At 37.0% G+C, this 10901-nt stretch carries 13 protein-coding genes and 1 pseudogene; 8 read left to right on the top strand and 6 right to left on the bottom strand.

Translation table 11 applies throughout. The features are described 5' to 3' along the window. Nucleotides 1-61: 61 nt before the first annotated feature. The 8 genes and pseudogenes from HMPREF9073_RS07455 to HMPREF9073_RS07420 all read left to right on the top strand — a co-directional run bounded on the left by HMPREF9073_RS07455 (nt 62) and on the right by HMPREF9073_RS07420 (nt 6456). Nucleotides 62-742 (top strand): annotated as a pseudogene (locus HMPREF9073_RS07455) (SH3 domain-containing protein). Between the two features lie 26 nt (nt 743-768). Next, on the top strand, nt 769-1650 hold the full coding sequence (locus HMPREF9073_RS07450; RefSeq protein WP_009750853.1) for a KilA-N domain-containing protein: 882 nt from the start codon (nt 769-771) through the stop codon (nt 1648-1650). Nucleotides 1651-1674: 24 nt separating this feature from the next. Next, nucleotides 1675-2373, top strand: coding sequence for an SH3 domain-containing protein (locus HMPREF9073_RS07445; protein WP_009750852.1), 699 nt, complete (start codon nt 1675-1677; stop codon nt 2371-2373). Nucleotides 2374-2390: 17 nt separating this feature from the next. Further along, the gene (locus HMPREF9073_RS07440; protein WP_009750851.1) at nt 2391-3209 is read left to right on the top strand and encodes an SH3 domain-containing protein; all 819 of its coding nucleotides are present in this window, start codon (nt 2391-2393) and stop codon (nt 3207-3209) included. Between the two features lie 19 nt (nt 3210-3228). Then, nucleotides 3229-3942: an SH3 domain-containing protein gene (locus tag HMPREF9073_RS07435; RefSeq protein ID WP_009750850.1), complete on the top strand. Its 714-nt coding sequence runs from the start codon at nt 3229-3231 to the stop codon at nt 3940-3942. 32 nt (nt 3943-3974) lie between these two features. Further along, entirely contained in the window at nt 3975-5195 is a 1221-nt protein-coding gene (locus HMPREF9073_RS07430; RefSeq protein WP_009750849.1) for an ABC transporter permease, read from the top strand. Nucleotides 5196-5236: 41 nt separating this feature from the next. Beyond that, on the top strand, nt 5237-5464 hold the full coding sequence (locus HMPREF9073_RS07425; protein WP_034555627.1) for a hypothetical protein: 228 nt from the start codon (nt 5237-5239) through the stop codon (nt 5462-5464). Continuing rightward, complete coding sequence (locus tag HMPREF9073_RS07420) at nt 5461-6456, top strand: sensor histidine kinase (protein ID WP_009750847.1); 996 nt, start codon at nt 5461-5463, stop codon at nt 6454-6456. The genes HMPREF9073_RS07425 and HMPREF9073_RS07420 overlap by 4 nt, the downstream gene beginning before the upstream one ends. 13 nt (nt 6457-6469) lie before the next feature. On the opposite strand, the gene HMPREF9073_RS07415 is transcribed toward HMPREF9073_RS07420, so the two are convergent. From HMPREF9073_RS07415 to HMPREF9073_RS07390, 6 genes are all read right to left on the bottom strand, one after another. Then, nucleotides 6470-6862, bottom strand: a complete 393-nt coding sequence (locus HMPREF9073_RS07415; protein ID WP_009750846.1) for a hypothetical protein — start codon at nt 6860-6862, stop codon at nt 6470-6472. Then, nucleotides 6859-7305: a Panacea domain-containing protein gene (locus HMPREF9073_RS07410; protein WP_009750845.1), complete on the bottom strand. Its 447-nt coding sequence runs from the start codon at nt 7303-7305 to the stop codon at nt 6859-6861. Before HMPREF9073_RS07410 ends, HMPREF9073_RS07415 begins: the two co-directional genes overlap by 4 nt. A gap of 115 nt (nt 7306-7420) precedes the next feature. Further along, nucleotides 7421-8002, bottom strand: coding sequence for a hypothetical protein (locus HMPREF9073_RS07405; RefSeq protein ID WP_009750844.1), 582 nt, complete (start codon nt 8000-8002; stop codon nt 7421-7423). A 2-nt stretch (nt 8003-8004) separates the two neighbouring features. Continuing rightward, nucleotides 8005-8628 carry a hypothetical protein gene (locus HMPREF9073_RS07400; protein ID WP_009750843.1) on the bottom strand — a complete coding sequence of 208 codons (624 nt, stop codon included), beginning with the start codon at nt 8626-8628 and terminating at the stop codon, nt 8005-8007. 80 nt (nt 8629-8708) lie between these two features. Next, nucleotides 8709-9266, bottom strand: a complete 558-nt coding sequence (locus HMPREF9073_RS07395; protein ID WP_009750842.1) for a LemA family protein — start codon at nt 9264-9266, stop codon at nt 8709-8711. A 70-nt stretch (nt 9267-9336) separates the two neighbouring features. Continuing rightward, a complete protein-coding gene (locus HMPREF9073_RS07390; RefSeq protein ID WP_009750841.1) occupies nt 9337-10896 on the bottom strand; it encodes a DUF3137 domain-containing protein in 1560 nt (519 codons plus the stop codon). Nucleotides 10897-10901: the final 5 nt, after the last annotated feature.

Below are 10901 nucleotides of genomic sequence, written 5' to 3'. Positions count from 1 at the left end.
CTCATCTTTAAAACTTTAGCTAAGTTAAAAAAAACAGTATATTTGCGAAAAAACACTTTATATGAAACACTTATTTATTTTATTCTTTCTCCTTACGACCAATGCTTTTGCGCAAGGTCCTCTTGGAGATTATGCCGTAGTAAAAGACAAAGACGGCTATGTAAACATTCGCGCCAAAGAAAATGTAAAAAGCAAAATTGTAGGTACTTTGCCTAACAATACACTTGTGTATGGTTTCTTTGATAAAGAATTTAACCCTACTAACTGGATTGAAGTTGATAAAGGGTATGTGCATCAAAGTCGCTTGAAAAAAATATTTGACTTTCGTGCTATAGAGGGAAAAGTACAAGGCAATAGTGTTGTCTATGATGATAAGGACGTAAAAGTGACCATTACCAAACAGAAGTTCGACAAAACCAAGCACAAGATTATAATAAAAAAACATAAATATTATGAGGAGTTAATCATTGATGGTAAGATACCTCAAGGTGCGGCCTTTATACCTGAAAACCACTACAAGAGTATCATTGTAACTATGAAAGGCAAAAACGTATCTATCCCTAAAAGTCCTTAGGATGATTTGTATGAAATTTTCTATTTTAGCAGTTCCATATACTACGATGAGGAAGCTGAGGCACTTTATATTTTTGCGCACAATAGCGAGGCTAGTTTTGTTTACCAAGTGTGCTGGCAAATAGTAAAAGGCGAGTATAAAACCCGTATTATAGGGCAACCACTTTAATGATGTAACTAAAATTTACCAAATATATGACACCAACAAATAATAAACTTAAAGTACAAGATATTGAAATAAATATCAGAGTGATTAATGAAGCTGATTATATAAGTTTAACTGATATGACTATAAATCAGGAAGAGGGAAGTCGTTTGATAGAGAAATGGCTTACCAATAAGAATACGATTGAGTATTTAGGTGTTTGGGAGGAGTTAAGCAATCCTAATTTTAATTCCCCCGAATTCGGGGGAATTAAAAATGAAGCAGGGGTTAATCGCTTCTATATGTCGGTTAAACGATGGATTGAAAGGACTAATGCTATAGGTATTGTTTCAAAGGCTGGAAAATATGGAGGTACTTATGCTCATAAAGATATTGCTTTTCATTTTGCTATGTGGATTAGCCCTATTTTTCAGCTATACATAGTAAAAGAATATCAACGTCTCAAAGAGTTAGAGAGCAATCAGTACAATTTGGAATGGAATGTGAAAAGGATTTTAAGCAAGGCTAACTATCATATCCATACCGATGCTGTTAAAAACTATATACTTCCTACTCTTTCTGACCTAAAAGATGCCTTTGTATATGCCGATGAAGCCGATTTGCTAAATCTCGCTATGTTTGGCTGTACGGCTAAACAATGGAAAGCAGCTAATCCTGAAAGAGTATTAAAGGGTGAAAATATAAGGGACATCGCCAGTATTAATGAATTAGCTATACTCAGCAATATAGAGAGTCTTAATGCTTCTCTGATTAAACACAATATTGCCAAAGAAGAACGTTTTAAAATTTTAGTAGAAACCATCAAAGAACAACGTGCTGTTTTAGACAAAGTAGATTATCTAAAATCTATTAAAAAACTTTCAAACGATACTTATATAAGTATGGAAAGCAACAAACAACTTGATAAATAGTTTGTCATCAATTATCTATTGAATATGAAACACTTACTTATTTTATTTTTTCTCCTTACGACCAATGCCTTTGCGCAAGGTCCTTTTGGAGATTATGCCGTAGTAAAAGACAAAGACGGCTATGTGAACATTCGCGCTAAAGAAAGCGTAAAAAGCAAAATTGTAGGCACTTTGCCTAACAATACACTTGTGTATGAATTTCTTGATGAGGAATTTAATCCTTCTAATTGGGTACATATAGATAGTGGTTATGTGCATAAAAGTCGCCTAAAGATGATAAGCGAATTTCCTTCTATTGGCAAAGGTAAAGAGCAAGGCAATAGTATCACCATTGCTGGTAAAGGTATCAGCGTAACCCTTACCCAACAGAAATTTGACAAAACCAAACACAAGATTACTAAGAAAAAACATAAAGAGTATAGTGAGTATATTATTGATGGAAAGAGAGCTCAAGGGTTAGATGGAGATTTGTTTTTACCTGAAGACCATTACAAGAGTATCATTGTAACTATCAACGGCAAAAACGTATCTATCCCTAAAAGTGCTTATGATGATTTGTACGAAGTAGCTATGTATACTGATAATAATGCGGTATATTATGATAAAGAGGAAGATACAATTTACATTATTGCCCATAATGGTAGTGGTGCTTTTTCTTACCAAGTGTGCTGGCAAATAGTAAAAGGCGAGTATAAAACCCGTATCATCGGAGAACCACTTTAATAATTGTTAATTATCAAATGAAAAATTTGCTACTATTTCTTTTCTTAGTTGCTAATATATCATTAGCTCAACAGCGATACATCGGACAAATAAATGACCCCGATGGCTATACTAATATCCGGAAATCCCCTAACAGCAAAGCAGAGATTATAGGCAAATTACTGAAGAACGAATATTTTTTCTATACAGAAAATCCAAGCGGTTGGTATGAGGTAAGTACCCAACACAAAGTACAAGGTTTTGTACACAAAAGCAGGATTCAGAAAGTTAATGATAAGGAATTGATTGCCCTGAAAATTGATTTTGAAGACGGTACACCTGAAGCAGAGAACGAAAGATTGCGCGATACAATTGTAAAACTTAACTCATTAAAAGGAACAACTTCTTTCTTTATCATTGGGTACAACTATCCAAAAATACCCCATAAAGTAACAGAAGACAATGAACTATCGGTAAGTAACAAAGATATTAAGTTAGAATTTGTTACTAAAAAAGTAAACAAAAGCGATTATAAGTTCAAGATTAACAAATATGGAGAAGTTTTCGCTAAAAATGGAGAAAGAGTTTGGGGTTATTCAGACACACAGGATTTTCAAGATCATTTAGAAGCAGAAATATTTTATATCCGCATCACTTTTGTAGGTAAAGAACCTTATCTTTTGCCTAAAACCAAATACTTATTTAATCCTACACTCTCATCAGTAAGGGTGTATGATAGGGAAAACGGACAATATATGATTGATTTTATGGGAGGCGATGGCGCTGAAGGCTACAACGCTCTTTTTGTATTTGATGAAAAAGGATTGATAAAGCGATTTTTGTATAGAAATTTCTAACCATAAAATAAACAACAAAATGAAACACTTACTTATTTTATTCTTCCTCCTTACGACCAACGCCTTTGCGCAAGGTTTTTTTGGAGATTATGCCGTAGTAAAAGACAAAAACGGCTATGTAAACATTCGCGCTAAAGAAAATGTAAAAAGCAAAATTGTAGGTACATTGCCTAATAATACACTTGTATATGAATTTCTTGATGAGGAATTTAATCCTTCTAATTGGGTACATATAGATAGTGGTTATGTGCATAAAAGTCGCCTAAAGATGATAAGCGAATTTCCCTCTATAGGTGAAGGTAAAGAGAAAGAAACTGAGAATAGTATCACTCTTGCTGAAAAGGGTATTAGTGTTACTATTAGTACCCAAAAGTTTGATAAAACTAAACATAAGATTACCAAGAAAAAACATAAATATTACGAGGAGTTAATCATTGATGGTAAGAGTGCTCAAGGTACGGACTTTATTCCTGAAAACCACTACAAGAGTATTGTGGTTAATATTAATGGTAAAAATGTTTCTATTCCCAAAAGTGCCTACGATGATTTGTACCAAGTATGGGTATATCCTTATAATAATGAGGTATATTATGATAAGGAAGACGATGTACTCTATATCTTTGTTCGCTGTGGTGATGGCGCTAATTCTTACAAAGTATGCTGGCAAATAGTAAAAGGAGAGTATAAAACCCGTATTATAGGAGAACCTCTTTGGCCTTACATAATTCCCTAATCTGCTAATTTTCTAATTTGCTAATTAACATTATGAATATACAAAACCTTTTTAAAATAGCGTGGCGTGCCCTTTTGCTCAATAAAACAAGGGCTATGCTTACAATGCTGGGCATCATCATTGGGGTGGGCTCAGTGATAACGATGCTTGCCATTGGCGAGGGCTCTAAAAAGAGCATCAAGGAGAATATCTCTAAAATGGGTACTAATATGCTCAATATCCGTCCAGGGGCAGGTATGATGGGCGGCGTGCGTATGAGTATGAGCGATATGCAATCACTCAAAATGACGGATTACGAAGCCCTTAAAAAAGAAGGTAGCCTACTGAAATATGTGTCGCCGGTAGTAAGTGGCAACGGACAAAGTATAGCAGGGGGCAACAACTGGCCTACCTCTATCTACGGAGTGAATACCGAATATTTGCCCATACGTGAATGGAGTGTGGCTGAGGGGAGTATGTTTGGTGAAGATGAGATTACTAACTTTGCCAAAGTAGCTGTGATAGGGCAAACGGTGGCTAAGAACCTCTTCACTAATGGCGAAAACCCTATTGGGCAAACCATACGCTTTAAGAATATCCCTTTTAAAGTGATAGGTGTACTTACCAAAAAAGGTGAGAGCAACTTTGGTCAAGATCAAGACGATGTGATTATCGCCCCTTATACTACAGTACAAAAGCGTATTTTGGCGCAAACTTTCTTGCAGAGTATTGTGGCTTCTGTAATAGATGAAAGTCAGTCGGAGAATGCAGTAAACCAAGTAAAGAAGATTTTGGAGCGCACGCATAATCTTTCGGCTGCACAAGAGAATGATTTCAATGTGTTTTCGCAACAAGAACTCATCAGTACGTTTAGCTCTACCAGCGAGATGCTCACTATTTTATTGGTAGCTATTGCCAGCATTTCGCTCATCGTGGGCGGTATAGGCATTATGAACATTATGTACGTATCAGTAAAAGAGCGCACTAAGGAAATAGGCTTGCGTATGGCTATTGGGGCTAAGGGTAAGGATATTTTGGCGCAGTTCCTCATCGAGTCGGTGCTTATTAGCATTACTGGGGGGGTATTAGGGGTAATTATTGGCTTATTAGCTACTGTAGGCGTATCGCTGTTCATAGGCTGGCCAGTGAGTATCACCTTGTATTCTATCGTAATATCCTTCTTAGTATGTACCATTACAGGGGTGTTCTTCGGTTGGTATCCTGCCCGCAAAGCAGCCGAGTTAGAACCTATTAGCGCCCTCAGATACGAGTAATACGAGCCGTATAGGCAATTAGAAATATGAAAGAAAAACAGATGAATATAACTTTACCTCCTTATGCTACCGCAGAAGACCTGCAAAAATGTATGGTTATTGTTAGAGAAATATTAGATAGCAAAGCCATCAATATTAATGAGGAATACTGCCAAGCGATAGCTTTAGAAGTTATGGGTATTTCTTATGCCAAAGGAGGTGACTATTCCCCTGAAATTATCAAGAGTTTTGCCGAAAGTAATTTGAAAACATCAAAGTATAAAGAATGAAACTTTTAACACACATAGCTGCTTGGGCAGTGGTTTGTATTCTGCCTGCCCTTATCTTTATCTCCGAAGGCAATCAACGCTTTGAGGAGGCACTTTACCGTTCGCTTATATCATTGCCTTTCTTGATGTTTTTGTTCTACATCAGTTTCTATTGGCTTATTGATAAACTGTGGTTTAAAAAACGATATATACTTTTTATATGGGTGGCAGTGGCACTCATTTTATGTATTTCGTACAGCAAATATGAGCTTTTTTCGTACTTTAATCCCCGCAAAGATGGACGCAGGATACCTCCTTTCCACGCTTTTGTTTATTTTGATTTCCTTTCAAACCTCTTGCCGGTAGTCTTTGCAATGGCAATACGCTATGCCCAACGCAACTTTTCTTTGGAAATCGCCCAAAAAGAAGCCCAAGCACACAAACTACAAGCCGACCTTACTCAATTGAGATACCAACTTCAACCACATTTCTTTTTCAATGCGCTCAACAATATTTATTCGCTTATTGCTTTTGACCCACAAAAGGCACAACAGAGCGTGCATAGCCTTAGCAAACTGATGCGTCACTTTATGCAAAACATTGACCAAAAGCAAATTAGCCTTGCTGAGGAAGTAGATTTTTTGCAACAGTACATCAGCCTAATGCAATTGCGCCTCACCGATAAAACTACGGTACGGATAGATTTCCCGAAGCAACTACCCCCACTCACCATAGCGCCTTTGCTGTTTATCAGTTTGGTGGAGAATACTTTTAAACACGGCGTATCAGCGACGGAGGCAACAGAATTGTCATTTAGTTTGAGAGTAGAAGGCAATAAGGTACTATTTAGAAGTGAGAACACGATTATCCCTACGAATGAAAGTTTGTATAGTTCAGGGATTGGCATTGATAATTTGAAGAAACGACTCAGATTGCTCTACCCCGAAAAACATCAGTACACCGTTGAAGAGAGAGATGGGAAATACATTGCTCAATTAACAATTAATAATTAACAAAAAAGCGATTTTAGTGATTGTAAACATCACCAAAATCTCCCTCTATAAATATTATATGGAATACATTTTCTTGTTGTAACCCTACAAAAACTTTATTGCCACCTGTAGCTCGAAATACATCTAAATGAGTTACATCAGGAGTTATAAAATTAGGGCATTGGGGTTTGATATTTTTTACGGGTATTTTCTCCATTCCAAAACTATGTCGTTGTGATTTTCTAATTTCTTCCCATCCCAACTCACTGAGTTTTTGTAAACGCCCTATAAAATCTATGAAGAATTTAGTTTCTTTACAATCTTTGTAAGAAATATTAGTTTGTAAATGCTTGAATGAAAACAATGGATATTGCTTTTTCTTCTCAACCTCTTCATTGATATCCAACTTTTTCAGTCTCTTTTTCATTCCCAGTTTACACGTGTTTTAAAGTAATTTAAAAGTTTTTCTTTGCTGATAACATTTCCTTTACCTATAGGAGTATTTTTCCAAGTAGGCTCATTATGAGTGCGATGCATCAATCCTACTGCCGAAAAATCATTATAGACATCAAACACCTCGTTTAGCAATTCTTTTTCCTCATCGGTAAATGGAGCTACACCTTCAGGAGTAACCTCTAAATTTCCTTTGCCAAACGAATTAAATGTGTAATACACTTGAGGCACTACAGGTCCGTATTGCCACGCTTCTATTTCTTCATCAAATAAAGGTTTATCAAATACGGCTAAATAATACCCCTGAAAATAATACAATAGTTTTTGGAGTTTTAAGTTGGTAATATTATCACCACTATCCGTATTATTTGCTTTATCAATAATCCAATTGGCTACTTGGGTTGCTGTATAACTCATTTTCTATATCATTAGTTAATCTTGTAAGGCAAAAGTACAACTTTTATACCAAATCACAAAAAAAACTGCTCAATAATAAATTACTGAGCAGTTTTTATAAATTATTTTTAGAATACTAAATTGTCAAACCTTTGGTGGCTCTTACATTTTCGCCTTTAGCATCGGCTTTAAATTCAAAACTGAGATGCCCTTTATCACCTTTGCGTTCTCCGTAGTAGGAAGTAGCTGGGTGTATAGCATCTATTACAAAAGAAACTTCTACTGTACCATCTTCTTGAACTTCATAATTCAACTTATCCATACGGAAAGTATTGAACTTATTGTCTTTTTCTAGAATAAGGCTTTCAGCTTTCTTTATCAAATTAGGCACTATTGATAAATTGACCTCGCTCAAACTAATAGTGCGACCTTGCTTAGAAGACAAGCCTGTTTCACTTTCATTTACTTGGTCGTTATAGGTAACATAATTTGCATAGAAGTCTTTTTCACCTTTGTTGAACCTCACTGTGATGATATCTATCACACCTCGGTTAGTTCCAAACGAAACTTCTGTAATATTATTGTACTTAGCAAAGTTTTTTTGCAAAAGTTCTTGGGTTACTTTTAGTCCTTCGGGGCTGTTGAGGTTCGCTCCTTTATCGCCTGGCATACAAGCCACGAGTGTAAGAGCAAATAGTAAAGTGAATATCTTTTTCATAGTTAATCAGTTACTAAATCCCACTCACCATTTTCACCGCGGAAAATTCTCACTTCGTAGTAGTTAGTGATACGTTCTCTTCCTCGGCGATAAGAACTTTCACCTTTTTTAGTCATATCAATTTTGAAGACGGTTTTAAGTTTGCCGTTTTCTTTTTTCATAGAGATTTCGTTTATGTTGAAATCTTCATACTCGGCAGTTTCTTCTAAACCGCTAAAGAATTTGAGACCGTCTTGTGCTTCGGATAGAAGTTTATCGAAAGGAATTTCGGATACTTTGAAACGTTCTTTATCCTTGTCTAAGCCTGCATTAGCTCTAATACTTGCTGTTTGGTCGGCTTCAGGGTCACCCAATTTAGAAGTGCTGTTGTAAGTTTGTTTCATATCTTTTTGAACAGCTGGATCGTAGTAGCTGGTAGCCACTTCATCGAATTTGCTATTCAAAGCTCCTTTAGTTTTGAGTTCTACCCAATTGAACTCTTTGTCGCCAAAAGGATCTTTGGTGAGTACCTCTTTGGCTTTGTCTATTCCTTCTTTACTGATGAGGTCATCTCCAAAAAGGGAACCTCCACAAGAGGTCATTACTAAGGCAACCATAGTGCCTACTAAAATACTAAGTTTTTTCATTGTATTACAATTTTTATTTGTTACTAATAATGGGGCAAAAATAGTAATTATTTGTAAATAAACAAAACTATTCACTATTTTTAATTAGAAAATAATCCTGCAACATTCACATTTTGTCGTTGGGCTTCGGTGGCGTATTGCCATTCGTATTTTTTGAAGCCAAAGAGGGAAGCTATTACATTGGAAGGGAATACTACAATGCGGTCGTTGTAATCAGTAATGGAAGCACTGAGGTAACGACGACCTGCTGCCAATTGCTCTTCGCAATCACTGAGAGCGTGTTGCAGTTGCACAAACTGACTATTGGCTCTGAGTTCAGGATAAGCTTCGGCTTGTAGCATAATATTCCTGATAGTTGTGCTCGCTTCATCGGGTTGCAGATAAGGATTCTCGGCAAGTGTAGGTTGCACTGGGCGGCGCAATTCGGTGATTTGCCTGAGAGTGTCTTGCTCATAAGCCATATACTCTTTGGTAGTGGCAATGAGGTTGGGTATCAAATCAGAACGCTGTATAAACAAAGCGTCTAATGATGAAATGGCATTCTCTATCTGGTTGCGGCGTTTAGACAAACTGTTGAACGCTGCAATCACAAAAATTAATAGGAGTACTCCTACTGCGATTAAAATATAGGTTATCATAGGGCAGTCAGGTTTTAGGTTTCAGGGGTCAGGGGTTAGTATAAAGTTTTTATTTCCTATTCACTATTCCCTATCCCCTATTTTCTATTGTATCAAGCATTTGCAATTGTTCTATAAGTTCGCGGTATACACTTTCTACCATAGCGAGGTCTATCTTTTGGAAGAGCATCGCGGTAGGTGAATTATCGGTGCGCATTAGGGCATTGCCTTCATTGGTAGCGATAACAATATTGTACTTATTAATAGCAATATACACTTGTCCTTTGTGACGTTCGTTCAGTTTTTTAAGGCGTTGCATAAAGGCTGGAGTAAGTACATAGCGCGCTGTAATCTGGTCGTCACAATACACTTCAAACTGTTTTTGAAACTCGGGGTCTTCCAAGCGTATTTTTTCTCCACCGCGGTTGAGGTAAGTAGCTATTTCATTGTCTTTAAGGTCACTAAAGAAACCTTTTACGGGGTGGATTACAATGGGATGTTCAAACTTTTTGGGAGAACGCGCTACAAAGTAATTACCATAGAAAACTACATCATCACCTTCTTTTTCGTTGCGGAAATTAGGACGAAATGTAACACTGAGATTGCTCGATTGGAAAGGCATTCCGTTGTAATGCCCTACGATTTGGTCACCTCCTTTAAGAGTATAACGTTCCGCTTTGAACAACAACGAATCTAAAAATTCGGCTATACCTATGTGTGCATTTTCGTAATAAGCAAACTGCGGACTGATATAATTTACTAATTTGCCAAAGATTTTCTTTTTCACTTGGGTATAATCACCGGCGCCAGAGAGTTGGTTTTGAGCATATCGCTTGGAGAGCATACCCCACACATAACTCCCTACAGTGATGATACCTATTACGATAAAGATATTCACAGGATTGCTAAAACTCAATCTGCCTGAAGCGACTAAGAAGCCTATCAAACCTATTACTCCAAAGGCAAAGGCGAATTGCACATAAGTCATTTTTTTGGTAGTGGTACGCCCTTTTTCCATAGCAGCGAGTTCAGCACCAAATTCGTTTTCGGCAAAAGTGCGGAACTCTTCAACAGGTTTGAGCACAATTGTTTCTTGAGGAGCTGTTGCTTGTGAAGTAGTTGTTTCGTCGCTGTAAAGCTCCTGCATTACAGAGTTGTAAGTAGCTAAATTTTGCGGCTGGTTGAGCACGCGTTTCAGCTCGGGAGCTGCATATTTAGCAATAGGCAACTCAAAGTTTTGCGTTCCTATAGATACGTATAAATAGGTAATAGGGTCTAACTGATACTTCACTTTTCCTAAAGGTATAGTAGTGAGGTAGGACTCTAATTCGCGATTGATGCGCACCTCCTGACCTTGTTGCAAAAGAGCGAAAAATTCATCTACTTTTTTAGCGCGGGTGAAGATAGTGCGGGTGCGCATTATAGGGTAGTAGAGTGAGAGCAATATAGCAACGGGGAGGATATACTTGATATGAGGTGGAATACTATCGCTGCTGCTAAGCGCCTTGCTGATAAAAGGCAAAGCAAAAACAGCGAGTAGTGTTATTACAATCACCACCAATGCAATTACGAGAATAAGGTTGCGAAGTGCGATTTTCTTTTCGCGTTCACATTCCTTTAGTACGAGTTCTTGGGCTTCTGTTAAATTCATTTTTA

The sequence above is a fragment of the Capnocytophaga sp. oral taxon 326 str. F0382 genome, assembly GCF_000318295.1.
Classification (GTDB): Bacteria; Bacteroidota; Bacteroidia; order Flavobacteriales; family Flavobacteriaceae; genus Capnocytophaga; species Capnocytophaga periodontitidis.
The sequence above is the reverse complement of the archived record's forward strand: the minus strand, read 5'-3'. Positions and strand labels throughout refer to the sequence as shown.